The organism is Brevundimonas sp. KH_060 (genome assembly GCF_057838275.1).
Genome location: NZ_CM174463.1, coordinates 2,301,023 through 2,325,926 on the forward strand (window position 1 = coordinate 2,301,023; position 24,904 = coordinate 2,325,926).

Below are 24,904 nucleotides of genomic sequence, written 5' to 3' on the forward strand. Positions count from 1 at the left end.
TTAGAGCCCCGTCGTGACGTCGATCGACTGACCATCGGCCAGCGTCACGATCGCTTTCTTGATGTCCACGCGACGGCCCAGGATGCCCCGGAAGCGCTTGGTCTTGCCCTTTTGAACCAGGGTGTTGACCTTGAGGACGTTGACTTTGAACAGGCTTTCGACCGCGGCAGCGATCTCGTCCTTGGTCGCCGTGCCGGCGACGCGGAAGACGACCTTGTTCTGCTCCGACAGGATCGTGGCCTTCTCGGTGATCACCGGAGCCAGGATGGTGTCGTAGTGCTTGGCGGTGGGTTGAGCGGCGGCCATTATGCGGCTTCCTTCTCAGCGAAGCGCGCCTCGATGGCTTCAACAGCCGCCTTGGTCAGCACCAGTTTGTCGGCCCGCAGGATGTCATAGACGTTCAGGCCGGCGTTCGGCAGCACGTCGATGTGCGGGATGTTGCGCGCGGCCAGGCCGAAGTTGGTTTCAACTTCCGGACCCGCGATGATCAGAGCCTTGGTCCAGCCCAGCTTGCCGAAGGTCTCGCGCAGCGAGGCCGTCTTGGCTTCCTTGACCGAGACGCTGTCGACGACGACCAGGTCGCCGGCCTTGGCCTTGGACGACAGGGCGTGACGCAGAGCCAGGGCGCGGACCTTCTTCGGCAGCGAGTAGCCGTGGTCACGGACAACCGGACCGAAGGCGCGCGAACCGCCGACGAACTGCGGCGCACGGCGCGAACCGTGACGAGCGCCGCCGGTGCCCTTCTGCTTGTACATCTTCTTGCCCGTACGAGAGTTCTCGTTGCGGGTTTGAACCTTGTGCGTACCAGCGCGGCGCTTGGCCAGCTGCCAGTTGACGTAACGAGCCAGCAGGTCGCCGCGGATGTCGGAGATGCCGAAAACGGCGTCCGACAGCTCAACGTCGCCAGCAGCCTTGCCGTCGAGTTTGATGACCGAGAGTTTCATTACGCTTCACCGCCTTCGGTCGCTTCAACGGCCGGAGCTTCAGCCGGCGTCGACGCGGGTTGAGCAGCAGCCGACTTCACGGCGCCCGGGAACGGGGCGTCGGAAGGGCGAGCCTTCTTGATGGCGTCGCTGACCTTGACGTAGGCGCCGTCATGACCCGGGACAGCGCCCTTGATCAGGATCAGACCACGCTCAGCATCGACGCGGACGACGGTCAGGTTCTGGGTCGTGACGACTTCCTGGCCGAGATGGCCAGCCATCTTCTTGCCCTTGAAGACCTTGCCCGGATCTTGACGCTGGCCGGTCGAACCATGCGAACGGTGCGAAATCGACACACCGTGCGAGGCGCGCAGACCACCGAAGTTCCAGCGCTTCATGGCGCCGGCAAAGCCCTTACCAATGGTATGGCCCTGGATGTCGACCTTCTGGCCCGCGAGGAAGTGGTCGGCCGACAGTTCGGCGCCCACGTCCAGCAGGGCGTCTTCACCCACGCGGAACTCGGTTACATAGGCCTTAGGTTCGACCTCGGCCTTCGCGAAAACTTCGCGTTGAGCCTTGGCCGTGTTCTTGGCCTTCTTAACGCCAGCGCCCAGCTGAAGGGCGACGTAACCGTCGCGCTCCTTGGTACGTTGGCCGACGACTTGGCAGCCGTCGAGCTGGAGTACAGTGACCGGAACGTGTGCGCCGTCATCGGCGAACACGCGGGTCATCCCCAGCTTCTTGGCGATCACGCCCGTGCGCATGTCGGATCCCGCCTCTTTCTTTCTTAGATCTTGATCTCGACGTCCACGCCGGCGGACAGGTCGAGCTTCATGAGCGCGTCCACGGTCTGCGGAGTGGGGTCGACGATGTCGAGCACGCGCTTGTGCGTGCGGATTTCAAACTGCTCACGCGACTTCTTGTCGACGTGCGGCGAGCGGTTCACGGTGAACTTTTCGATCAGGGTCGGCAGCGGGATCGGACCACGAACGGTCGCGCCCGTGCGCTTGGCGGTGTTGACGATTTCGCGCGTCGAAAAGTCGAGGACGCGGTGATCGAAGGCCTTGAGCCTGATGCGGATGCTTTGATCCATATCGGTTGTTATTCCCATGCGGCCGGAGCCGCGTCCCTGTGAACCATTTCAAAGACCGAAGCCTCAGAGCGATCACTCGCTCCCAGGAAACGCAAATCCGCAAAAACGAGCGGCCCACGCAGTCCCCCGCGAAGGCCGTAAGTTCCCAAGAAGCTGCAAAGAACAGTAACTTAGGTCGTCCCTGCGGACCGCGTCTGCACCCGAAAGTGCACAGCCGGTCCAACAAGAGGGGTGCTTATGCCTTCCGATTCCGTTTCCGTCAAGCGCGGAAATCCCCGCCCCGTCAGGGTTTGCGACTCACGACGCCCGCGCCCCTCCTCGGCCGCTGCAACGCAACATAACACGGGCCGATCGTTAGGGACTGAGGCGAGAAAGCGGCCAGATGAACGCCGCGGAAAGGCGCGGCCGCAATGCCTTCCGTATACTGACGCAGTTATGCCGCAATGCGTCACTTTTGGGCAACATCGCCCCTGATGTGACCTCTGCATGACATGTTTGTTACGGCAAAGCGCCAAAGAGCGACCTATGTCTCGCCCATCGCCGGACGGGCCAAGCTTGTTTGGCGGCAGTACATAAGGACAAGAAAATGAAAACCGTCTTTCTCGCTTCGGTCGCCGCCGCGACCCTGATCGCCGCTCCCGCCTTCGCTCAAGACGCCATCGGCTCGGTCGGCATCGCCTACAACTACGCTGACGTCGAAGGCACCGACGTGAACCGCGGCGTCATCGACGGCACCGTCGCTTCGCCGGTGTTCGGCGACTGGACCGTGACCTTCAACGCTGAAGCCGCCTACACCGACGTCCAGCACGCCGGCGACGAAACCACCCTGGCCGGCGCCGTGCACCTGTCGAAGAAGATCGAAGACATGCGCTTCGGCGGCTTCTACGCCGCGTCGGAACTGGGCAACACCACGCTGAACACCTTCGGCCTGGAAGGTCAGAAGTACCTGGACCGCGCCACCCTGACGGGCGTCGTCTCGTACGGCACCGCGGCTGACGCCGACATCTGGACCGTGGCCGGCGACGCCGCCTTCTACGCCACCCCGCAACTGCGCCTGAGCGGCGGCGCCGCCTACACCACTGTCGACGCCGACAACATGTTCATCGGCAACAGCGACGTGGACGCCTGGTCGGCCGGCGTGGCTGCTGAGTACCAGTTCGCCAACTCGCCGTACTCGGTCTTCGGCGGCTACGACTACGTCAAGTCCTCGGACCTGGACGTCGACGCCAACGTCTTCAAGATCGGCATGCGCTACAGCTTCGGCGGCGGTCTGCAAGCTCGCGACCAAGCCGGCGCCAACCTGGGCCGCACGCACAACGGCGTGTCCGCCCTGCTCGGCCTCTAAGCGATCTTCGCGGTCTTCGGACCGCACGGATCAACGAAACCCCGGCGGAGCGATCCGCCGGGGTTTTTGTTTGCCCGGACCGGATAGGCTCCAGGCATGAAAAAGGCCCGAGGGGTTCCACGCTCCCGGGCCTTCTCCTTCAGGGGGTCGCGGCGTCAGCGGCCGATGCGCAGATCCCCTGATCCCACGATCGAGCGGGACACTCGGCCGGTCGCCTCTGCGACCCTCACATCGCCCGATCCGGCGATAGCCACCGAGACGTCGCCTGCCGTTCCGCCGAAATTCACGTCGCCCGAGCCGCCGATGGACACCTCCAGCGTCGTGGCCCGACCATTCCTCACGCGCACCCCGCCCGAGCCGCCGATGGCCGCCTTGGTCTCACCGTCGACTGAGGCGACATCGATACTGCCCGAACCGCCCACGCTGGCCTCCAGCTTGCTCGTCGCGCCCGCATAGATGGAGCCCGATCCGCCGACGGCGGCTTCCAGATCGCGCGACGTGCCGGCCCGGATGGAGCCCGATCCGCCGACCGACAGGCTCATGTCGCCATCGACGTTCGCCACCGTCCAGGAGCCGCAGCCGCCGTTGCCCAGTTCGACCGAGCGCGCGCCGCGTCCAATGGAGCCGAACACGGCGCCGCCGCCGTTCACGTCCACGTCGCGCGGCGTGCGCAGAACGATCAGCGGCGCATCTTCCAGACGAATACGACCCTTGCCGCGCACCTCGACCGATGCGCCTTCGCCGGGCTGGCGGGCGTCCGCAGGACCGCTGTTGCACGAGCCGATCTGACCGCCGTTGAAGCTCATGCCCCGGCCGCGTCCCAGACCGCCGTCGATACGCACCTGATCGCCTCGACGCTCGATGCGCAGCTCAGGCAAACCGGCCGAACCCGGCGTGATCTCGACGCCGACGTCTGCGCGGTCTTCCGGGATGACGATGACGCGCGCCACCGCGTTGCGGATGGTCACTTCATCGGCCAGGGCCGGCGCCGCCAGCACGGCGGAAGCGGTCAGTGCGGATCCGATGGCGGCGGCGATTGCGGCGGGTTTCATCAGCGGGGTCTCCCTGTCTCTGTGTCCAGGGAAGACTGAGGGCCCCACGCCCCAAAGTCAGTTTAAATCGAGGTCATGAACCCCTTTTAACCTAAGGCGACCGTCAGGTTGCGGGACCGCCTGCACGATCCGGCGCCAGCGCCGCAACCCCGTCCGTTGCGCCCACAGCGGGTTCGAAATCCCGTTCGAACGCGGCGATTCGGCTCTTCATCAGGCCCGCGCGCTTCAGCGCCACCGAAGCGGCCCAGCGCGCAGCCAGTTCGGGCTTGCTCATGCGATCCGTGGCGCGCGGCTCCCCTCCCCGACTGCGCAGGAAGGCGTTGGTGTAGAGGGCCCCGTTACGGATGCGCGATGGCCAGCTCTGAAACTCCACAGACAGGGAGACGCAGAAGCGGTCCAGGTTTTCCACCCGATGCGGCGCATAGAAGGGCCAGGTCAGCGCCTGCCCCGGCTCCAGGTCGACGATTTTGGCGTCGTCCTCAAAGGCCCGGCGATAGGGAATCTCTTCGGTTGTCTGGCGGGTGACGACCTGCTCCATGCTGCGCTCCGGCAGGTGCGCCTCGTCGCCCGGATAGACGAACAAACGCTTGCGCCCACGCATGTGGAACAGCACCACCCCGCCGGCGTCGAAATGATAGGGCACCCGCGCCTTGGGCGAGGACAGGATCAGCTGGCCGCTGGCGCTGGCCGCCTTCAACCCATAACCGCCCAGGATGCGCTCGAAGTCGACCATGGCCGCGCGCCACAGCTCGGGCCAGCCTTGCTCGACCTTGCGCATATTGACCCACAGGCGGCCCTGCTGGATCGCCTCCAGCAGTTCGGCGCCGTTCAGGCGCCCCCGAGCGCCGGTGCGCAGGCTGACCTGACCCTCATCGTCGTAGTCGTACAGGTTGATGTCGAACAGGTCGGCCGGATAGCGGTCCAGCACCTCGGCCAGCGCCTGATCCTCGGCGAAGCCGTCCGCCACCAGGGCATGGGGGTGAACCGCAGCCTGGGTGATCGGGCCCGCGTAGCGCGTCATGGAAGCCGTCATACCGCTCTCCTCATCAATCGGCCGAGCCGGCCGCTTTTTGTTTCCGCACCATGTCGGCGGCCGCTCTCAGCACGCCCGAGGCCTGACCGGCCAGACTTGTCTCACACGCCTCGACCACCGACCAACGCCGCCGGGTGCTGATACGCAGCCGCTCCGCCCGCGCATGGCCCAGCACGCCCAGGGCGGCGCTCGCCGTCGCGCACACGGCGTTGCCGACGCCCGGCCGAGCGACAACGCCCTCGGCGGTCACAAGGCCCCCGTCGTCATAGTATTTCTTGTAGCTGCCGCCGACGCCGACGCCGTAGTCGAAGATCCGATAGCCGCGTTCCGATCCCAGCCGGATCGTCTCCTGCGTCAACACGATGCCGGGCGACCAGCGCGCGACCTCCTGCTCATAGACTGGGAACCACAGGTGAAAATGACGCCCGGCGTGCATGGAATACTCCATGGCGACGACCCGCCCGTCCACGCGCAGCACGGCCATGGAAGCCCCGAAGCCGTCCTCGCCCTGGCAATCCATCAAGGCGTGCAGGACGTCGCCCGTCCAGCCGCAGGCGAAGATGTCGTGATGCCCCGTTCGCCGGTACTGTTCGCTCTTCTCGATGATCAGGCGTTTCAGCAGCGCGTGGTCGTGCAGCTCGATCTCGATTTCGACCGCCCTGAACGCGCCGTCCAGGCCGCGACGAGAACGCTCCTTGTCCTTGAAGTATTTCGGGAAGGCCTTCCGGCGCCGGGCGTACCAGGCGTCGAATCCGCCCTCGTCAGGCACTACGGAGACCACGCTGTGATTGCGCAGCATCGTCTGCGGCGCCTCGCCGATCCAGGCGGCTGCGGCGAAACGCGGCGCGCCGATCAGAGCCGCCGCCTCCTGCATCGAAGGCTTGTCCTCGCGCGGGCCGATAACGCCATGATAGTCGTTCATCGGCGCGGCCAGGGGCTGAACCGTTCCGCCTCGACGCTGATGCGGATAATAGCCGACGACGCGGCCGTCCCGTTTGAAGACGGCGACAGCCGAACCGGGACAGATCGGCCCGGCCGTCCGCGCGAACTCCCAACGGAAATAAGGGCTGCTCAAGTCCGGGTCCGCACGCGCCCACTTGTTCCATTGGGCGCCCGCCTCGGCCGACAGGTCGGCGAGGTTGCGGATTTCAACTGATAGTGGTCCCGACATGACGCTCCCTTCGGAACGATCACAGCAAGTCCCGTTCCAACACCGGCTCATACGGCCAAGCCCTTGAGGCCGGGTTAGCGTTCGACGTGTTGCGCAAAAGATCGGAGCTTCACAGCGCCTCGCCGCATTGACCTCTTTAGGAGGTTCCCATGACGACGCCACGCCCCAAGAACCGCGAAACCGAGAACGAGAACCAGCGCCCCGACAAGGAGGGCAACCCGCCGCGCCCGGCCACTGAGCCCAAGGGCGCCGAGGGCAGCAGCAACTCAGGCCGCACGGAAACCGACCCCGCTACCGGCACGCCGAACGACTGACATGCAAAACGGCCCCCAGATTTCTCCGGGGGCCGCTCTGTTACGCTTTACTGTGGCCTAACGCCCTTGCGGGCTGCTTGAGGCCGGTACGCTTACGCTTACACTTACTGTGCGACCTCAAGGGCCGCCCGTCGATTACTCGACGATCTTGGCCACGACGCCGGCGCCGACGGTGCGGCCGCCTTCACGGATGGCGAAGCGCAGCTTCTCTTCCATCGCGATCGGCGTGATCAGCTCGACGTCCAGCTCGGCGTTGTCGCCCGGCATGATCATCTCGACGCCTTCCTTCAGGCGCACGATGCCGGTCACGTCCGTCGTGCGGAAGTAGAACTGCGGGCGGTAGTTCGTGAAGAACGGCGTGTGACGGCCGCCTTCTTCCTTGTTCAGGATGTAGGCTTCAGCCACGAACTTCGTGTGCGGAGTGATCGAACCCGGCTTGCACAGCACCTGGCCGCGCTCGACGTCTTCACGCTTGGTGCCGCGCAGCAGCACGCCCACGTTGTCGCCGGCTTGACCCTGGTCCAGCAGCTTGCGGAACATTTCAACGCCCGTGCAGGTCGTCTTCTGAACCGGACGGATGCCGACGATTTCGACTTCTTCACCGACCTTGACGATGCCGCGCTCGACGCGACCCGTCACCACGGTGCCGCGGCCCGAGATCGAGAACACGTCTTCCACCGGCATCAGGAACGGCATGTCGATCGGACGTTCCGGCTGCGGGATGTAGGCGTCGACCGCCGCCATCAGCTCCAGAACGCGCTCGGCGCCGATGTGCGGGTCACGGTCTTCAACCGCGGCCAGGGCCGAGCCCTTGACGACCGGCAGGTCGTCGCCCGGGAACTGGTACGAGCTGAGCAGCTCGCGCACTTCCATTTCCACCAGCTCCAGCAGTTCCTCGTCGTCGACCATGTCGACCTTGTTCAGGAACACCACCAGGGCCGGAACGCCGACCTGACGCGACAGCAGGATGTGCTCGCGCGTCTGCGGCATCGGGCCGTCAGCAGCCGAGCAAACCAGGATCGCGCCGTCCATCTGAGCCGCGCCCGTGATCATGTTCTTCACGTAGTCGGCGTGGCCCGGGCAGTCCACGTGCGCGTAGTGACGGTTGGCCGTCTCATACTCGACGTGCGACGTGTTGATCGTGATGCCGCGCGCTTTTTCTTCCGGCGCGTTGTCGATGTCGGCGTAGTTCATCGCCTTGCCGCCGCCGGCCTTCGCCAGCGTCATCGAGATCGCCGCCGTCAGCGTCGTCTTGCCGTGGTCAACGTGACCGATCGTGCCGATGTTCACGTGCGGCTTCGTGCGTTCGAACTTTTCCTTGGCCATGGCCAAACTCCTGTGGCCCGGGTCCGGAGCGGAGGGGCGCTTGTGCTCAGTTCAATAAACCTGGAGCGGGTAGACGGGATCGAACCGACATCCTCAGCTTGGAAGGCTGCTGCACTACCATTGTGCTATACCCGCACGAAGAATGCGGTTGCACCGCCCTTCGATTTGAAGAGCGACGATTCCGCACCCGATACCTTCATTGGACTCCGTCCCAGGGCATTGAAGGCGCGTGGTGGGGGAAGCAGGACTCGAACCTGCGAAGCTTACGCAGCGGATTTACAGTCCGCCCCCTTTGCCGCTCGGGACATTCCCCCAGCGCGCCTTATGTCAATGCCGGTCTGGAAACGCCGGAAACAATCTTTCGATCATTCCGCGACGAAAGCCTTCGCTGTCGGGCGACGCCTGCAGTAGAGGAAGCGCCTGAACCGAAAGCCCTGGGGCCCAAATCGGAGGCCGTCTTATAGTGTCGTCATTTCGAGAACGCAACGACCGGAAAACCGGTAAAAAACAATCTTTCCAAAAGAGGGGGGAAGGCCGTTTGGATCGGCCTCAAACGCCCGCCACGCAAGGACGCGGCGGAAACGATACCGAGCGCAAAACAGCCCGTTCGCGCCCGGACGCTGATAATTTTCTTTGGGGACGCCATCCGGTTTTGGCCGCTTTGGCGAATCCCGCGCGTCGCGGAAGCGGCCGTCTGATGGTCACGGAAGACCGCGCTGAAGAGATTCAGCGCGAGAATCTGGCGAACGGCCACCGAATCGAAGTGGTCGATTCTGTCGCCCTGGGCCGGATGCTGCCCGCCGGCGCCGTGCACCAGGGCATGGCCTTCAAGGTCCAGCCGCTGGAAGGCGTGGCCCTGGAAGACCTGGCCGAACCGGCCGAGGGCGTCATCGTCATGCTGGATCAGCTGACCGACCCCCAGAACGTCGGCGCCATCTTCCGCTCGGCCCTGGCCTTCGGCGCGCGCGGCATCGTGGTGCAGGATCGCCATTCCCCCGCCCTGGCCGGCGCCTTGGCCAAGGCCTCGGCCGGGGCGACCGAACGCCTGCCCTGCGCCCGCGTGACGAATCTCAGCCGCGCGCTGGAGAAGCTGGCCGACTACGGTTGGCGCGCCATCGGCATGGACGGCGAATCGGACCTGACGCTGGAACAGGCGCTGGACGCCCGGCCAACCGTCATCGTCATGGGGTCGGAAGGCGACGGCGTGCGCCGATTGGTAGCCGAGCACTGCGAAGCCATGGCGCGCATCCCCATGCCCGGCGGCTTCGAGAGCCTGAACGTCTCCAACGCGGCCGCCATCGCCCTGTATGAAGCCGCTCGCGCCCAAGGCCGCGCCAGCTAGAATCAGGCCTCCCGCGTCAACTCGCCCCTGCGGCGTCTTGGCGCGGGTCCGGCTGGGCTTTAAGAGTCCGGCATGGACTTCCTCTCCAATCCCGAACTGATCAGTCAGGCCACCGCCCTCGGCAAGGTGCTGATGATCGATCTGGTCCTGGCCGGCGACAACGCCGTCGCCGTGGGCCTCGCCGCCGCCGCCCTGCCCCAGGAGCAACGCCGTAAGGCCATCCTGATCGGCCTGGCCGCCGCCGTCGTCATGCGCATCGGCCTTGCGCTCATAACCGTCCAGCTTCTGGCCATTGTCGGCCTGCTGCTGGCGGGCGGCTTCCTGCTGCTCTGGGTGTGCTGGAAGATGTGGCGCGAACTTCGCGAGCAGGCCACCCACGACCAGGCCGAGGCCGAGGCCGAAATCGAACGCGCCATGGCCATTGAACATGGCGGCGGACCGTCGCCCGAAGAAATGGGCCTGAAGCGCAAGACCTTCGGCGCCGCCCTGATCCAGATCATGATCGCCGATCTGACCATGAGCCTGGACAATGTGCTGGCCGTCGCCGGCGCCAGCCACGACCACCCGTGGATCATGGTCTTCGGCCTGATCCTGTCGATCGCCCTGATGGGCCTGGCCGCCAGTTTCATCGCCAAGCTGCTGAACCGCTATCGCTGGATCGCCTACATCGGCCTCGCCATTGTCTTCTATGTCGCCCTGCACATGATCTGGGACGGCGGGCGTTCGGTCATCGTCCGCACCGGCCATGCCGATCAGTTCAACGCTTCGGCCCCCGCTTTCCTCGACATCGGCGTCGAGGAACAGGCCAAGCACATGAAACACGCCAGCGCCGGCAGCAAGGAGGCCACTCCCGCCGGACTGCCCGGCGCGCGGGAGCAGCGAACGGCGCCGTCAGAGACCGTCGCGACGCCTAGCCAGTAGTCAAATAAGCCAAAGGCCCGGAGCGATCCGGGCCTTTTTCATGTGTGCGGGCTCAGCGCCCGCGCAGCCAGCCGGTGACCGACAGGCGGTGCGCCCCAGCCGACAGAGCCACCTGGGTCACTGAATGCGGCGCGGGCACCCGCAGCAGGCTCAGCGTATTAAAGCGCGGGGTAAAGGCCTCGGCCACATTGCCGTCGTCGCCATGGAAGGCCAGCAGGCCGCCCCAATCGATCCGCCATTTCGACGACAGCCCCAGAACATAGGCGAAGAAGCGCTGCTTGCCGTCAGCGCTATCGTCATGTTGGTTCAGGAAATGCGCCGGGCGAAAGCGCGTCAGCTGAGCGTCGGCCATGGCGATCGCCGACTGCCCGGTCAGGTCGCGCATCAGGCCGAGGAAGGCCTCGCCATTGAGGAAGGCCACCAGTTCGGACCAGACCGCTTCAGCGCGGCCCGCCTGATCCAGATCATAGATCGGATGGTTGTCGTAGAGATACTGAAACCCGTCCGTCGCCGATGCCTGGACCCGTTCACCCAGCGCCTGTTTCTGCGAAGGCTCCAGACTGGCCAGCCAGGCGGCGGGCAGATCAATATGACCGTCGCCCCTACGCGTCACCGTGTTGAACGGGGCGTCGGCGGCGCTGGCGGCCAGATGGTCCGCATAGGCCTCGCTGAGCAGATCAACGACCTGCGCCCGCCCGGTCGTCGCCAGCCGATCACGAATCGACTGGCGCCGCGCGTCCGACTGGGAGGCGAGTTCTGGCTTCACTCGGCGCCGCCGAAGCGTTCGGTCCATTCGGCGACCTGGGCGTCCTCGATCTTCGCGAACAGAACCTGGGCCGATGATACGGATTGACCGGTCGGCAGGGCGTTGAGCAGATCGCCCTCGTCGTCCGGCCACGACAGGTCCGTCGCACCGACCGTTGCGGCGATGCGGCCCGCCGCTTCAGGCATGAAGGGGGCGGTCACACGGGCGAACAGGGCCACAAGGCTGAGCGCCGTGCGCACCACGACGGCCGCGCGGTCACGATCCGTCTTCAGCGCCGTCCAGGGCGCCGCGACCTGCAGATATTCATTGCCCAGCACCCACAGGGCGCGCGCCGCCTGGGCCGCCTTGCGGAACTCCATGGCCTCGAACTCATAGGTCAGGGTCGCCAGGGCCGCCTTGACGTCGGCCGCTAACTTTTCTTCCAGCGCGCCCGGTTCGCCGCCCTCGGGCACGACGCCGTCGAACTTGGATTCCGTGAACTTGACGATGCGGTTGACGAAGTTGCCCAGCACGTCGGCCAGATCCTTGTTGGTCGTCGACTGGAACTGCTCCCAGGTAAAGGCCGCGTCGGAGTGTTCCGGCCCATAGGCCGTCAGGTGCCAGCGCCAGTAGTCGGCGGGCAGCAGCGCCAGCGCCTGATCCATGAAGACGCCTCGACCCAGGCTGGTCGAGAACTTGCCGCCGTACCAGTTCAGCCAGTTGAAGGCCTTCAACTGGTCGACCGTCTTCCAGGGCTCGCCCGAGCCCAGAATGGTCGCCGGGAAACTGACGGTGTGGAAGGCCACATTGTCCTTGCCCATGAACTGGACGTAGCGCACGTCGTCCGCGCCCTCGTCCAGACGCCACCACGAGCGCCAGTTTCCGCCGGTCTTCTGCGCCCATTCCTCGGTCGCGCCGATGTATTCAATGGGTGCGTCGAACCAGACGTAGAAGACCTTGCCTTCCATGCCCGGACGCGGGCCGCCGTCGGGACCGACGACCGGCACGCCCCACTTCAGATCGCGGGTGATGCCGCGGTCGATCAGGCCCTCGTCCAGATGCTTGTAAGCGATGGAGCGCGCCAGCGGCTGCCACTGGGGCGAGCGGGCGTCGACCCAGCCGCGCACGTCGTCAGCGATCTTCGTCTGCAGCAGATAGAGGTGGCGCGTGTCGCGGACCTCCAGATTTCGGCTGCCCGAAACGGCCGAATAGGGATTGATCAGGTCCGTCGGATCCAGAAGGCGTCCGCAGTTGTCGCACTGGTCGCCGCGCGCCTTCTCATAACCGCAGTGCGGGCACGTTCCCTCGACATAGCGGTCGGGCAGGAAGCGGGCGTCGTCGATCGAATAGATCATCCGGTCAACGCGCTCCTCGATCAGGCCACGCTCTTCCAGCACCTTGGCGAAGTGCTGGGTCAGGCGGGTGTTCGGGGCGTTGGAGCTGCGGCCGAAGATGTCGAACGACAGGCTGAATTTGTCGGCCAGCGACTTCTGAACCTGATGCTGCTCGTCGCAATAGGTGCGGACGTCCTGCCCGGCGGCGGCGGCGGCCAGCTCGGCCGGGGTGCCGTGCTCGTCGGTGGCGCACACATAGAGGACGTCATGCCCCCTGCTCCGCATGAAGCGCGCCCACACATCGGCGGGCAACATCGACCCGGCCAGATTCCCCAGGTGCTTGATGCCGTTGATGTAGGGCAGCGCCGAGGTGATGAGGATGCGGGACATGATCTTCCAACGTCTGACAGGGAGGCGTCGGATATAGAGGGCGCAGACCAGATCGTCACCTTTTATGGCCCAGGCGTCTTATAAGGCAGGCGTCGCCTTTGCCGCCGGCAGCCGCCGCGCGATCCGCACGAACCGCCCGGTCAGCAGCGCGCCCGAGATCAGGCTGGCGACAATCACCGACCAGACCAGGCCGTCCACGCCGATCCGATGCGCCAGGAACCAACCCAGCGGAATCATGATCAGGCCATAGGACAGCAGGTGCATCAGCGTCGGCCAGATCACGTCGCCCGCCGCGCGGTTGGCCTGTGCAGCGACCACCTGCTGGGCGTCGGCGACGAAGAACAGGGTCGCCAGCACCAGCGCCGGAGCCGCAATGGCCAGAATGACCGGATCCGTAGTGTAGGCGCCGACGATCAGTCGCGCTGTCGGCCAGATCGCCAGGGCGATGATGAAGGCCAGCACGGTCACGACGCCGATGCCCGCCAAGCCGCCGCGCATGACGCCCGCCTTGTCGGCCGCGCCATAGCTGCGCCCCACCAGAACGGCCGTCGCCGAGCCCAGCCCCATCGGCACCATGAAGACGATGGCCGAGATATTGATGACGACGGCCCAGCTGGCGGTTTCCGCCGCGCCCAGCTGACCAGCGAACAGGGTCATGGCCGCAAAGGCCCCGACCTCGATGAAGTTGGATGCGCCCGCGCCCAGGCCGACCTTGACCTGCTGGCTCTCGACCGCCTTGTCGCGCTTGGGCTTGTTGAACACGCCCCAGGCCCGCGCTTCAGGCAGGCGCAGGATGAAGATGACCAGGAAGATCGCCAGCGCCGTGCGCGCACCGAACGTCGCCCAGGCCGAGGCGACGGCCCCGTCCAGACCGATGCCCAGAATGTCCGGCACCAGCAGCAGGTTCAGCGCCAGATTGACCGCATTGGCCACCCACATGGCGACCATGCCCGCCTTCGGACGTTGCAGGCCTTCCAGGAAGAACTGAGCGCAGACCGAAATCAGATAGGCCGGCATCGACAGAGCGAAGACCATCAGGGCGGGCGTCGCGCCCTCGCCCAGGCCATCCTCCAGCCCCATATGCACCAGGCCGAACGGCCCCAGCAGCAACAGGCCGACCATCGAGACCAGGCCGATCTGCAAGGCGTAGCTCATACCCCGACGCAGGACGGCGCCGACCTCGTCGCCCCTGCCCTCGCCCAGCAGACGGGCGGTCATGATCTGAACCCCCATCATCAGACCGACCGCCGTAGTCAGCACGACCGAAGACGGCGCCCAGGCCAGAGAGTGGAAGGCCAGCTCGCGGCTGGCGTAGTGGCCGACGACGATCGCGTCTGTCAGCCCCATGGTCATGATGCCCAGACGCGCCAGCACCACAGGCCAGGCCAGCTTCAGCAGCTCGGACAGGGTGGCGCGATTTTGAAAGCTGAACAGAGACTGGACCATCGGACGCCGCACCAGCCACGCGCGCAAGCGCGGGTCAATCGATTTTCCGGCCGTTTCAGGCGCCTACCAGGCGCCCAACTCGCGCAGCTCTCTCGCCAGGTCCGGCGGCAGGTCGGTCGGCTCGTCCACCGACAGATCCGGCGGCACGTCTTTCTCGAAATAACGCCAGCCTTGAAACGGCCTCCGGGCCAGGGGCGCAGTGCGAATAACCTGGCTGTCCAGCTTGATCTCGCAGCGACTGGCCTTGCCCTCGCCTATGGTCGTGATGTCGAGGATGCGCTGGCGGCAGGTCACGGAGCCCTTCATCACCCAATACAGCGAGCCGCCGTCCTCGATCTCGGCCGCACGCTTGGGCGTCATGCGGGTGTGGACGATGCGCCAGTCGGAGCGGGCGGCGTTCGCTTCCAGCGTCTCAACCTCGGCCACGCCGACGCAGAGCTTGATCATATGCAGGGGCATGAGGCCCAACTAGTCATCCGACGCCGCGAAGGCCAGCCCGTCTCACGGCTCGCGGTCCAATTGGGCGAAGATTTCCTGCCCCTTAGCGATCAGTTCCTGCCCGCATCGCTGGCTGTGCGAACGCACCTGCTGAACCGGGGTGGAATCCGTATATTGCAGCATCCGCCCGATCCAGTTCCGTGCGGGATCGCGGCCCTCCAGACGGCCGAGGTAATACATCATGCCCCCCGTATACTGCTGCTTGACCGCGTCAGTGGCCGCTGGATCGTCGATCGCCACCGCCAGCAGGCCCATGCACTGCAGATCCGCCGCCGATTCCGTCGGCATGTCGCTCAGATCGGCACCCAGAAGCGCCGTCGCCATCATAGCTGCAACGATCATTCGCCCGCTGCCTCGGCCTTCACGACGGCCAGCACGGCGCCGTCCACGACCTGATCGCCGACGGCGACGTTGAACTCCGCCACCACGCCGTCAAAGGGCGCGGTCAGGGCGTGTTCCATCTTCATGGCCTCTAGCACCACGACCGGCTGGCCCTTGGCCACCTTGTCTCCCGCCTTGGCGGGCGCGGCGACGATCTTGCCCGGCATGGGCGCGCGCAGGCCGCCGTCGGAGGCGGAGCCGCCCGCCGGACCGCTGGACTTGCGGCGATGGAACTCGACCACGTCGCCGCCGTCGAACACCAGAACCCGTCCCGCGTCGGGCGACAGGGTGCTGACCACCTCGCCGTCAACGACAACCACGCCCGGCTCGCCATAGATCTGGGCAGAGCCGAATTCGCCGCTCACGGCGAAGCTGGATGAACGGCCATACCAGCCCGGCTCGCCGGTCAGGGCCAGGGCATGCGCCGTGCCGTCATGATGGACCACCGTATGCGCTTGCGGCGCCGCGTTCAGGCGGAAGCCGAACAGCCCCGCGCGGGCGGGCGCCAACACATTGTCCGGCGCGTCAAAAGCGGCGGCGTCCGCTTCCAGCCCGATCTGTCCGGCCGCAGCGGCCAGGGCGCGGGCGGAAACCTGAGCCGGGGCGATCAGCGCCCCCTCCTCGGCCGCGATGAAGCCGGTGTCCACGTCGCCCTCGACGAAGCGCGGATGCTCCAGACAGCGCGCCATGAAGCCCGCGTTGGTCTTGACCGGCCAGACTTCGACCTCGCGGCAGGCGTCAGCCAAGCGGGCGGCGGCGGCTTCGCGGTTGTCTTCGTGGACGATCAGCTTGGCGATCATCGGATCGTAGAACTGGCTGACCTCGCCGCCCTGCATCACGCCGGTGTCGACGCGGATATCGTCAGGCATGACGAAGTGATCCAGCCGCCCGATCGACGGCAGGAAGCCGTTGGCCGGGTCTTCGGCGTAGAGACGGGCCTCCATCGCCCAGCCCTTCATCGGGATGTCGGCCTGCGCCAGCGGAATGGGCTGACCCGCCGCGACGCGCAGCTGCCATTCGACCAGATCGACGCCGGTGATGCTCTCCGTCACCGGGTGCTCGACCTGAAGCCGGGTGTTCATCTCCATGAACCAGATGCGGTCGGCCTTCAGCCCGTCGGAGGCGTCGGCGATGAACTCGATGGTGCCGGCGCCCTGATAGTCCACGGCCTTGGCGGCGCGGACGGCGGCGGCGGTGACGGCGTCGCGCGTGGCCTGATCCATGCCAGGCGCGGGAGCTTCCTCGATCACCTTCTGGTGGCGGCGCTGCAGCGAGCAGTCGCGTTCATGCAGGTGGACGACATTGCCGTGGCTGTCGCCGAAGACCTGCACTTCGATGTGTCGCGGGCGGGTGATGTAGCTTTCAATCAGCACGCGCGGATCGCCGAAGGACGACTGCCCCTCGCGCTGGGCTGAGGCCAGACCCTCGGCGAAGTCCTCAGCCCGGTCGACCTTGCGCATCCCCTTGCCGCCGCCACCCGCGACCGCCTTGATCAGGACGGGGAAGCCGATGCGACCGGCTTCGGCCGTCAGGGTCTCTAGCGACTGGTCCTCGCCCTGATAGCCGGGGGTGACGGGCACGCCCGCCTCGATCATCAGCTTCTTGGCCGCGTCCTTCAGGCCCATGGCGCGGATCGAGGACGGCTTGGGGCCGATCCAGACAATACCCGCCGCCGCCACGGCCTCGGCGAAGTCGGCGTTCTCGGACAGGAAGCCGTAGCCGGGGTGGATGGCCTCCGCCCCCGTCGCCTTGGCCGCCGCCAGCACCTTGGCCGCATCCAAATAGGATTCGCGCGCCGCCGCCGGACCGATCAGCACCGCCTCATCCGCTTCTCGAACGTGAAGCGCCTGGGCGTCAGCCTCGGAATAGACGGCGATGGTGCGCAGGCCCATGCGACGGGCGGTGCGGAAGACGCGGCAGGCGATCTCGCCGCGATTGGCGACCAGGACGGACTTGAACATCAGGCTACCTTATTGCGCCCAGCTCGGCGCGCGCTTGTCGAGGAAGGCGCGGACGCCTTCCTGGCCCTCGGCCGAGACACGGGCGCGGGCGATGCGCTTGGCGGTCTCTTCCAGCAGGCGGTTGTCGATCTCTTCACCCGCCACATCGTTCACTAGGCGCTTGGCGTCGCCCATGGCGCCCGGCGCATTGGCCGACAGGCTGTCGGTCAGCATGGAGATGAACTCGTCGACCGAGCCTTCGGGCAGGACCATGTCGATCAGGCCCGCATGGGCGGCGTAGTCGGCGTCGAAGATGTTGGCCGTCAGGAACAGCTGACGCGCGCGGCGCGCGCCGACCGCCTCGATGACATAGGGGGCGATGGTCGCCGGGATCAGGCCCAGCTTGACCTCCGAGAAGGCGAAGCGCGCGCCCTCGACCGCCACGGCCATGTCGCACGCGGCGACGATGCCCGCCCCGCCGCCCATGGCCGCGCCCTCGACCAGGGCCACCGTCAGCGCCGGCACGTCGTGCAGCGCCTTCAGCATCTTCGCCAGGCCCATGGCGTCGTCGCGGTTGTCGCTCTCGGACCAGTCGGCCGCCGAACGCATCCAGTTCAGGTCGGCGCCCGCGCTGAACGTCCCGCCCGCGCCGCGGATGAAGACGACGCGCACATGGTCGGCGCCGTGCAGGGTCTCGAATGCCTCATACAGGGCGGAGATGGTCGCGGCGTCGAAAGCGTTCTTCTTCTGCGGCCGGTTGATGGTGACGAAGACCACGCCATCGACGGTCGAGTCGATCTGCACCAGGTCGTCGTTCGCATCCGGCGCCGGATCAGCGACGAAGGGGTGGGCGATGGCGTTCATCTCCGCCGCCTCGGCGTCGGTGATGTCCAGAGCGTTCAGCTCTTCTTCGGTCGGCTTTTGGTCAGTCATGATGGGCTCCTTGGCCGATAGAACGCTTCAAACATCATCCCTCTCCCTTGGCGGAGGAAGAAGGCGATTAAACAGGATCACAGCGGTTGGCGCGAACGGTCTTGCCGTCCTGCTCGACACGCAGCGAGATGCCGGCGACGGGCGACAGGCGCAGGGTCTGGACAAGAGTCTGATCGCCCTCGGCCGACTGGTTCTCCAGAACCACGCGAATGGCGTCGCCTTCGCCTTGCAGGGTCTCTAGAGCCACCAGCTTGGAGGTGTCTTCATAGCCCTTGATCTCATTGGCCGTGATGACGAAGCGCGTGCCGCTCTCGTCCTTGGCGCAGCCGTCGTCGCTGTAGTCCCAATTGCCGCGATAGCCGACCGGGAAGACCGCTTCGGACGGTTCGCCCGCCCGCGCTGCCGCTTCCTCGGCCGCCGAGACCGGCTCGGTCTGCGGCGCCGCCGCAGCCTCGGGCGCGACTTCAGCCGCCGCCGGGGCCTTGGAATCGGCCTGAGATCCGCAAGCTGCGAGCAGCGCGGTCAGGGCGATGAGAGCTGCAGTCTTCTTCATGTCACTGTCCTTGTCGTCCAGATTCCGATCCCGCATCGAGATCGCCGACGTGACACTCTCAGCCATGCGGTCTGGCTTCAAGCGGTTTTTTGAACGCTGTTTAATTTATTGCCTTACATCCGGAACACGCCGAAGGTCGTTTCGGGGATCGGGGCGTTCAGGCTGGCGCTGATGGCCAGGCCCAGCACGTCGCGGGTCTGAACCGGGTCGATGACGCCGTCGTCCCACAGGCGGGCGGTGGCGTAATAGGGGTTGCCCTCGTCCTCATACTTCTGGCGGATCGGCGCCTTGAAGGCCTCGGCTTCGTCGGGCGTCCAGGTGTCCGCGTCGCGGTGGACGGTGGCCAGAACGCTGGCCGCCTGCTCGCCGCCCATCACGCTGATGCGGCTGTTGGGCCAGGTGAACAGGAAGCGCGGGCTATAGGCCCGGCCGCACATGCCGTAGTTGCCCGCGCCGAAGCTGCCGCCGATCAGGACGGTGAACTTGGGCACCTCGGCGCTGGCGACCGCCGTCACCAGCTTAGCGCCGTGCTTGGCGATGCCCTCAGCCTCATATTTGCCGCCGACCATGAAGCCCGAGATGTTCTGCAGGAACAGCAGCGGAATCTTGCGCTTGCAGGCCAGTTCGATGAAGTGCGCCCCCTTCTGGGCGCTTTCGGAGAACAGCACGCCGTTGTTGGCCAGAATGGCCACCGGCTGGCCCCAGATGCGGGCGAAGCCGCACACCAGAGACGTGCCGTACAGCGCCTTGAACTCATCCATCTCCGAGCCGTCGACGATGCGGGCGATGACCTCGCGCACGTCATAGGGGGCGCGGACGTCCTCAGGGATGATGCCGTAGAGCTCGGCCGGATCGTAGGCCGGGGCGCGCGGCTCGCGCACGTCCAGCGGCTGGGCCTTGGTGGTGTTCAGATTGGCGACGATGGAGCGCACGATCTCCAGCGCGTGTTCGTCGTTCTCGGCGACATGGTCGACCACGCCGGACTTGCGGCCGTGGGTCTCGGCCCCGCCCAGCTCCTCGGCCGAGATGACCTCGCCCGTCGCCGCCTTCACCAGCGGCGGGCCGGCCAGGAAGATGGTGCCCTGATTGCGCACGATCACCGTCTCGTCGGACATGGCGGGGACATAGGCGCCGCCCGCCGTGCAACTGCCCATGACGCAGGCGATCTGAGGGATCGAACGCGCGCTCATCCGCGCCTGATTGAAAAAGATGCGGCCGAAGTGGTCGCGATCCGGAAACACCTCGGCCTGGTGCGGCAGGTTGGCCCCGCCGGAATCGACCAGATAGACGCACGGCAGATTGTTCTGTTCGGCAATTTCCTGCGCCCGCAGATGCTTCTTCACCGTCATGGGGAAGTAGGCCCCGCCCTTCACCGTCGGGTCGTTGGCGACGATCATGACCTCGCGGCCCGACACCCTGCCGACCCCGCAGATCATGCCTGCGCCCGGCGCCTCGTCCCGGTACATGCCGTTGGCGGCCAGTTGGCCGACCTCCAGGAAGGGCGAGCCGGGATCCAGCAGGCGCTCGACCCGATCACGCGGCAGCAGCTTACCGCGCGCCACATGGCGGTCACGGCTGGCGTCCGAGCCGCCGCGCGCGGCCTTGGCGACCTTTTCATAAAGCTCGTCACGCAGGGCGCGATTGTGCGCATCCAGCGTTTTGAAAGCAGGACTGTTGCGATCGACGGCGGAAATCAGCTTGGGCATGCCCAAGGTTTAGGAGGCTTCCGCGCCGGGGGGAAGCCGGTTCGGTTCCCCCGCGACGAAATCGGCTATATCTCCCCTTCATGGCCCCGCTTCGATCGGACACCCTCGCCGTCGCCCTGTCACGCGCCTTCGAGGACGCGCGGGACAGCCGCGCCAGCTGGTTCGCCCTGACGCGGGGCGAGCGACTGTTCTCAGCCGGCGACCGGGCCGACACCCTCTATCTGCTGCGCGCCGGGCGTCTGGGCGTCTTCCGCCACGACGACGGACGGGTTCCGCAAATGACCGCCGTCATCAAGCCCGGCGAGCCGGTCGGCGAACTGGCCATGCTGGCCGGCACGTCGCACATGTCGGACGTCGTCGCCTTGCGCGACAGCGACGTGCTGGCCTTGCCGCGCGAGGCCTTTTTCGACGCCGCGCGCAACGACCCCATGCTGATGTCCGAGCTGGGCCAGATCATGCTGAGCCGCGCCCGCGAGCGCGGCGGCGGGACCGAGCCGAACGTCTTTGGCTTCGTCTCGGCGCGCGGCAAGCCGATCCGGGCCTTCGTCGAGCGCGTGGCTCGCGCAGTCGAGAGCCAGGGCTGCACCTGCCACGTCATCGACAGCTCGGCCCTGGCGTCGGCCGCCGAATGGTTCTCGCGCGTCGAGGACGCCCACGACTACGTCCTCTATGTCGCCGAGGCGGACGAGCCGAACTGGGCCGCCCTGTGCGCCCGTCAAGTGGATCGGCTGTTCCTGGTCGGGGCCGCCGACCGTCCGCCGCCCCCTGCCCCGCCCGTCGCCGACGACTGGGACGACGCAGGCCAGCGCACCGACCTGATCCTGCTGCGCGATCCGCGAATGCCGCGCCCCAGCAACACCCGCGCCTGGCTGGACGTACTGAAGCCCGGCCGCTGGTTCCATGCGGTCGAGGGCCTGTTCGACGACACGGCGCGGATCGCCCGCCTGATCACCGGCTCGGCCGTGGGCGTGGTGCTGTCGGGGGGCGGCGCGCGCGCCTATGCCCACATCGGCGCGCTGAAGGCCCTGCGCGAAGCAGGCACGCCCATCGACTTCATCGGCGGCGCCTCCATGGGGGCGGTCATCGGCGCGGGTCCGGCCCTGGGCTGGTCGGACGAGGAGCTTGAACATCACATCCGTCAGGCCTTCGTCCTGTCCGACCCTCTGGCCGACATCGCCCCGCCCATCATCGCCATGACCCACGCCCGCAAGGTCAAGGCGATGATGAAGGAGGCCTTCGGCGATGTGCAGATGGAGGACATGCTGCTGCCCTTCTTCGCCGTCTCGACCAATCTGACCTCGGGCAAGCTGGAGGTGCATCGCGAGGGGATGCTGCGCCACGCCTTGCGCGCCTCCATCTCCATTCCCGGCGTCATGCCGCCCGTCGTGATGAACGGCCAGGTGCTGGTCGACGGCGCCGTGTTGCGCAACTTCCCCAGCGACGTGATGCGGCGGCTGAACAGCGGCCCCGTCGTCGGCGTCGATGTGTCCATGACCCGCGGCGTCGATCCCGAGACGCTGGAGAATCCGCCGTCCTGGTGGCGCTGGCTCCTGTCGGGCGCCTGGAAGCACGGGCCGCCGATCGTCTCGATCCTGATGCGGTCAGCCACCCTGACCAGCGAGGCCGAGCGGATGCAGGCCCGCGCCGAGACGGACCTGCTGATCCTGCCCACGCCGGACGGCGTCGATATCCGCGACTGGAAAGCCTATGAGCCGGGCGTCGCGGCGGGCTATGAGGCCGCTCAGGCGGCGCTGGACAGTCTCAACGGGCCGATCGAGACCCTGCACCGCCGCCGCCTGACCGGCGCGCCAGAAGAAACAGTCGAGGAAATGGCAGAAGAGTCCTTCCCTCAGGACGCCGCGGAAACGCTTCGCCCAACACCTGAGCCAGGCGCGTCAGGAAGGCGTCTCGGGTGGCTGGGTCTTCGGAAAGCGCGGTCAGATAAGGCCTGAGGGCGGTCCCCTTCATCCACTCCAGCACGGCGTTCTCGCCGTCCAGAACGTGCAGATAGGTCGTCGACCAGATGTCGACTTCCTCGCACAGTTCCGCAACGGCGCCGTAATAGGCCTCGGCCGCCAGCAGCGGCTGAATGGTGTCGACGCCCTTCAGACGCGCGCTCCACGGGCCGTCCGCCGCCGTCTGGCGCATCAGGGTGTGATGGCGCGTCTCCCAGGCCATGGGCATCTGGACCGCCAGCACCCCGTCCGGCGCCAGCGACTCGGTCAGACGCCGAAACAGCGCCGCATGGTCCGGCGCCCACTGCAGCGAGGCGTTGGCTAGGATCAGATCCACCGGCGCGGCGGGCTTCCAGGCTTCAAGATCGCCCTGCACCCAGTCTACGTCGTCCGGCAAACCCCGCGCCTGTTCCAGCATGGCGGCGCTGGAATCCAGTCCATGCACCTGCGCATCCGGCCAACGTCGCTTCAGCAAGGCGGCGTGCTGGCCCGTGCCGCAGCCTATGTCCCAGACTTCGCGCGGCGTCAGGTCGTCCGGAAGCTGCGACAGCAGATCGATGGCCGCGCGATCACGCTGGCGCTCGAAACGGTTGTATTGCTGGGGATCCCACGCCGGCGACGTCATCGTCATACTTCTCCCTCGACTATCGCAAGAAGCGATTCGAGGGAGAATGGTACAGCCTCTCAGGATTGAACTGAGGACCTCCGGCTCCACAAACCGGCGCTCTAACCAGCTGAGCTAAGGCTGCACATCTCTGCGCGAGGGCGGTTCTCTAGCGGGCCTCGCCGTCGGGGGCAAGCGGCCATTTCGTCCTCGCGCAGGATTTTATGTTTTATCCCCGTCAGTTCCAGCCGCGGCTGGCGATATACTGCTGAAGTTGCATCAGACGGGTCTGGTCCGAAGGGTGGGTCGAGGCGAATTCCGGCGTCCCAGACTGCCGCCCTTCAGCCATGGCGCGCCACAGGGCCAACGATTCCGACGGTTTGTAGCCGGCGGCCGCCATGTAATCGACGCCCAGCCTATCCGCTTCCAGCTCATGGCTGCGCGAGAACGGCAACAGCACGCCCAGTTGCGCGCCCATGCCGCCAAAGGCCTGAACCGCCTGGCTGTAATCCCCGGCCTGGCTTTGCACCGCGCCCAGGATCAGGCCTGTCGTCTGGGTGGTCGAGGCGCGTTCAGCGGCATGACGGGCGATGACGTGGCCGACCTCATGGCCGATCACGGCCGCCAGTTGGTCGTCGTTCTTGGCGATGGCCAGCAGTCCCGTCGTCACCCCCATGTGACCCGACGGCAGGACGAAGGCGTTCGGCGTGGCGTCGTCGAACACCGCATATTCCCAATGACGATTGGTCAGATTGGCCGCCTGGACGATGCGGTCGCCCACTCGCCGCACCCGTGCGTTCTGAGCCGTATTGTTCGACACCTTCTGCGTCCGCAGCGTCTCGGCCCAGGCCGCCTGCGACTGCTGGACCAGCACGCCGTCGTCGATGAAGACCAACTGATTGCGGCCCAGGGCCTCATTATAGGCGCAGGCGCCGACGCCGGCGCCCAAGACACCAGTGGTGATAGCCAGGGCGAGCATAAGGGGCTTACGAGACATCGGTCCTCCGGAACAGTCAGTGAGCCATAATGCACAGGCAGACCGCCTGGCTCCATGCCTGACGCCGTAAAGTGCGTTTCCAACGCCGCGTTTCATTGCCCCCTCGGCCACTGCGCCTGGGCAAATGGAAAAAGCGCCCCGAGGCGAAACCTCGAGGCGCTTCTTTTCGTTCTGTGCGATCGCTCGCTTAGTCCAGGTTAAACGGCACCCGGACCACGAACTTGGCGTTCGTTGCAGCGCCGTCGACCGTGCGGGGCGAAAGCTGCCCGCGTTGGACGATGCGGACGGCCGCAGCGCCGAAGCCCATGCCCGACGGCTCTTCCGAGACGACGCGGCAACCTTCGGGCTTCCCGCTCGGGGTCACCGTGCACTCGACCGTAGCCGAACCACCCACGCCGCGATCAAGAGCGCGTTGCGGGAAGTCCCGTTCGGTCGGACGCGGCGGGCGAGCCCACTGCGGGTTGGTGATCACCGAAGGACGCGGCGGCGCGGGCGGCGCCGGCGGAGGCGGAGGACCAGGGACGATAACGGGCGGGCCCGTATATTCGACGCGGTCTTCCTTCTTCGTCGGCTCGATCGGCAAGGTCACCGGAGGCGGAGGCGCCTGGGTGTTGACGACCGGCTCGCGCACCTGAAGCTTCGGCGGCGGAGGTGTATCCGGCGGCGGCGGCGGCGGCGGAGGCGGAGGCGGCGGAGGCGGGGCCTCCATCAACTCCACGTCCACAGCCTCGTCCACGTAGTTGAACTCCTGGAGCTCAAACTTGCTCTTGTACAGGTATATGCCTGCCAGAGCGTGGACGATCACCGAGACGCCGATCCCGACCATCGCACCCGTCGAGAGCTTCTTCTTCTTGGGTGCATCGAGCAGAGGGTCGCGGTGCTCGTGAGGTTCAGCAGTCATG

24 protein-coding genes, 3 tRNA genes and 1 pseudogene are annotated in these 24,904 nt (G+C 66.3%); 5 read left to right on the top strand and 23 right to left on the bottom strand.

Annotated features, from left to right (window positions below; genetic code table 11):
* From AC3IPP_RS11410 to rpsJ, 4 genes are read right to left on the bottom strand one after another with little or no spacing between them, the layout of a single operon-like run.
* On the bottom strand, positions 1–306 hold the full coding sequence (locus tag AC3IPP_RS11410) for a 50S ribosomal protein L23 (protein ID WP_003170030.1): 306 nt from the start codon (positions 304–306) through the stop codon (positions 1–3).
* The gene (gene rplD / locus AC3IPP_RS11415) at positions 306–944 is read right to left on the bottom strand and encodes a 50S ribosomal protein L4 (protein ID WP_003164369.1); all 639 of its coding nucleotides are present in this window, start codon (positions 942–944) and stop codon (positions 306–308) included. The genes AC3IPP_RS11410 and rplD overlap by 1 nt, the downstream gene beginning before the upstream one ends.
* Positions 944–1,687, bottom strand: coding sequence for a 50S ribosomal protein L3 (gene rplC, locus AC3IPP_RS11420; protein ID WP_087139530.1), 744 nt, complete (start codon positions 1,685–1,687; stop codon positions 944–946). The genes rplD and rplC overlap by 1 nt, the downstream gene beginning before the upstream one ends.
* A 23-nt stretch (positions 1,688–1,710) precedes the next feature.
* Entirely contained in the window at positions 1,711–2,016 is a 306-nt protein-coding gene (gene rpsJ, locus AC3IPP_RS11425; RefSeq protein ID WP_003164367.1) for a 30S ribosomal protein S10, read from the bottom strand.
* 586 nt (positions 2,017–2,602) lie between these two features.
* Here rpsJ and AC3IPP_RS11430 point away from each other — a divergent pair.
* Complete coding sequence (locus tag AC3IPP_RS11430; RefSeq protein ID WP_087139531.1) at positions 2,603–3,361, top strand: outer membrane protein; 759 nt, start codon at positions 2,603–2,605, stop codon at positions 3,359–3,361.
* Between the two features lie 155 nt (positions 3,362–3,516).
* Here AC3IPP_RS11430 and AC3IPP_RS11435 read toward each other — a convergent pair whose 3' ends face one another.
* The 3 genes from AC3IPP_RS11435 to AC3IPP_RS11445 form a co-directional block, all read right to left on the bottom strand.
* Entirely contained in the window at positions 3,517–4,413 is an 897-nt protein-coding gene (locus tag AC3IPP_RS11435; RefSeq protein WP_087139532.1) for a GIN domain-containing protein, read from the bottom strand.
* Between the two features lie 103 nt (positions 4,414–4,516).
* The gene (locus tag AC3IPP_RS11440) at positions 4,517–5,446 is read right to left on the bottom strand and encodes a transcriptional regulator (protein WP_489177400.1); all 930 of its coding nucleotides are present in this window, start codon (positions 5,444–5,446) and stop codon (positions 4,517–4,519) included.
* A 13-nt stretch (positions 5,447–5,459) separates the two neighbouring features.
* Positions 5,460–6,617, bottom strand: coding sequence for a GNAT family N-acetyltransferase (locus AC3IPP_RS11445; RefSeq protein WP_489149078.1), 1,158 nt, complete (start codon positions 6,615–6,617; stop codon positions 5,460–5,462).
* 149 nt (positions 6,618–6,766) lie between these two features.
* On the opposite strand from AC3IPP_RS11445, the gene AC3IPP_RS11450 reads away from it, so the two are divergent.
* Positions 6,767–6,931 carry a hypothetical protein gene (locus tag AC3IPP_RS11450; RefSeq protein WP_489149079.1) on the top strand — a complete coding sequence of 55 codons (165 nt, stop codon included), beginning with the start codon at positions 6,767–6,769 and terminating at the stop codon, positions 6,929–6,931.
* Positions 6,932–7,066: 135 nt separating this feature from the next.
* Here AC3IPP_RS11450 and tuf read toward each other — a convergent pair whose 3' ends face one another.
* The 3 genes from tuf to AC3IPP_RS11465 all read right to left on the bottom strand — a co-directional run bounded on the left by tuf (position 7,067) and on the right by AC3IPP_RS11465 (position 8,571).
* Entirely contained in the window at positions 7,067–8,257 is a 1,191-nt protein-coding gene (gene tuf, locus AC3IPP_RS11455; RefSeq protein WP_087141476.1) for an elongation factor Tu, read from the bottom strand.
* Between the two features lie 61 nt (positions 8,258–8,318).
* Positions 8,319–8,392: transfer RNA gene (locus AC3IPP_RS11460), tRNA-Gly, on the bottom strand.
* Positions 8,393–8,487: 95 nt separating this feature from the next.
* A tRNA-Tyr gene (locus AC3IPP_RS11465) sits at positions 8,488–8,571 on the bottom strand.
* Between the two features lie 149 nt (positions 8,572–8,720).
* Here AC3IPP_RS11465 and rlmB point away from each other — a divergent pair.
* Both rlmB and AC3IPP_RS11475 read left to right on the top strand, forming a co-directional pair.
* Entirely contained in the window at positions 8,721–9,599 is an 879-nt protein-coding gene (gene rlmB / locus AC3IPP_RS11470) for a 23S rRNA (guanosine(2251)-2'-O)-methyltransferase RlmB (protein WP_489149080.1), read from the top strand.
* A gap of 72 nt (positions 9,600–9,671) precedes the next feature.
* Positions 9,672–10,520 carry a TerC family protein gene (locus tag AC3IPP_RS11475; protein WP_489149081.1) on the top strand — a complete coding sequence of 283 codons (849 nt, stop codon included), beginning with the start codon at positions 9,672–9,674 and terminating at the stop codon, positions 10,518–10,520.
* 52 nt (positions 10,521–10,572) lie between these two features.
* On the opposite strand, the gene AC3IPP_RS11480 is transcribed toward AC3IPP_RS11475, so the two are convergent.
* The 9 genes from AC3IPP_RS11480 to AC3IPP_RS11520 all read right to left on the bottom strand — a co-directional run bounded on the left by AC3IPP_RS11480 (position 10,573) and on the right by AC3IPP_RS11520 (position 20,446).
* Positions 10,573–11,286: a 2OG-Fe(II) oxygenase gene (locus AC3IPP_RS11480; RefSeq protein ID WP_489149082.1), complete on the bottom strand. Its 714-nt coding sequence runs from the start codon at positions 11,284–11,286 to the stop codon at positions 10,573–10,575.
* Positions 11,283–12,989: a methionine--tRNA ligase gene (gene metG, locus AC3IPP_RS11485; protein WP_489149083.1), complete on the bottom strand. Its 1,707-nt coding sequence runs from the start codon at positions 12,987–12,989 to the stop codon at positions 11,283–11,285. Before metG ends, AC3IPP_RS11480 begins: the two co-directional genes overlap by 4 nt.
* Before the next feature lie 78 nt (positions 12,990–13,067).
* Positions 13,068–14,435, bottom strand: coding sequence for an MATE family efflux transporter (locus AC3IPP_RS11490; RefSeq protein ID WP_489149084.1), 1,368 nt, complete (start codon positions 14,433–14,435; stop codon positions 13,068–13,070).
* 63 nt (positions 14,436–14,498) lie between these two features.
* The gene (locus tag AC3IPP_RS11495; protein ID WP_489149085.1) at positions 14,499–14,894 is read right to left on the bottom strand and encodes a DUF1489 family protein; all 396 of its coding nucleotides are present in this window, start codon (positions 14,892–14,894) and stop codon (positions 14,499–14,501) included.
* A gap of 42 nt (positions 14,895–14,936) precedes the next feature.
* Positions 14,937–15,275, bottom strand: a complete 339-nt coding sequence (locus AC3IPP_RS11500; RefSeq protein WP_489149086.1) for a hypothetical protein — start codon at positions 15,273–15,275, stop codon at positions 14,937–14,939.
* Positions 15,272–17,275, bottom strand: a complete 2,004-nt coding sequence (locus AC3IPP_RS11505) for an acetyl/propionyl/methylcrotonyl-CoA carboxylase subunit alpha (protein ID WP_489149087.1) — start codon at positions 17,273–17,275, stop codon at positions 15,272–15,274. The genes AC3IPP_RS11500 and AC3IPP_RS11505 overlap by 4 nt, the downstream gene beginning before the upstream one ends.
* Positions 17,276–17,284: 9 nt before the next feature.
* Positions 17,285–18,187 carry an enoyl-CoA hydratase-related protein gene (locus AC3IPP_RS11510; protein ID WP_087140923.1) on the bottom strand — a complete coding sequence of 301 codons (903 nt, stop codon included), beginning with the start codon at positions 18,185–18,187 and terminating at the stop codon, positions 17,285–17,287.
* 67 nt (positions 18,188–18,254) lie between these two features.
* Positions 18,255–18,740 carry a hypothetical protein gene (locus AC3IPP_RS11515; protein ID WP_489149088.1) on the bottom strand — a complete coding sequence of 162 codons (486 nt, stop codon included), beginning with the start codon at positions 18,738–18,740 and terminating at the stop codon, positions 18,255–18,257.
* A gap of 113 nt (positions 18,741–18,853) precedes the next feature.
* Positions 18,854–20,446, bottom strand: a complete 1,593-nt coding sequence (locus tag AC3IPP_RS11520) for a carboxyl transferase domain-containing protein (protein WP_489149089.1) — start codon at positions 20,444–20,446, stop codon at positions 18,854–18,856.
* An 80-nt stretch (positions 20,447–20,526) separates the two neighbouring features.
* On the opposite strand from AC3IPP_RS11520, the gene AC3IPP_RS11525 reads away from it, so the two are divergent.
* On the top strand, positions 20,527–22,398 hold the full coding sequence (locus AC3IPP_RS11525; RefSeq protein ID WP_489149090.1) for a patatin-like phospholipase family protein: 1,872 nt from the start codon (positions 20,527–20,529) through the stop codon (positions 22,396–22,398).
* Positions 22,399–22,675: 277 nt separating this feature from the next.
* Here the strand turns inward: AC3IPP_RS11525 and AC3IPP_RS11530 are convergent.
* The 4 genes and pseudogenes from AC3IPP_RS11530 to AC3IPP_RS11545 all read right to left on the bottom strand — a co-directional run.
* Positions 22,676–23,032, bottom strand: a pseudogene (locus AC3IPP_RS11530) (methyltransferase domain-containing protein); the annotation flags it as partial.
* Positions 23,033–23,073: 41 nt separating this feature from the next.
* A tRNA-His gene (locus AC3IPP_RS11535) sits at positions 23,074–23,150 on the bottom strand.
* Between the two features lie 93 nt (positions 23,151–23,243).
* Positions 23,244–24,002 (bottom strand): M48 family metallopeptidase, encoded by a 759-nt coding sequence (locus AC3IPP_RS11540; protein WP_179205111.1) that lies wholly within the window; start codon positions 24,000–24,002, stop codon positions 23,244–23,246.
* 187 nt (positions 24,003–24,189) lie between these two features.
* The gene (locus tag AC3IPP_RS11545) at positions 24,190–24,903 is read right to left on the bottom strand and encodes an energy transducer TonB (protein WP_292058241.1); all 714 of its coding nucleotides are present in this window, start codon (positions 24,901–24,903) and stop codon (positions 24,190–24,192) included.
* Position 24,904: the final 1 nt, after the last annotated feature.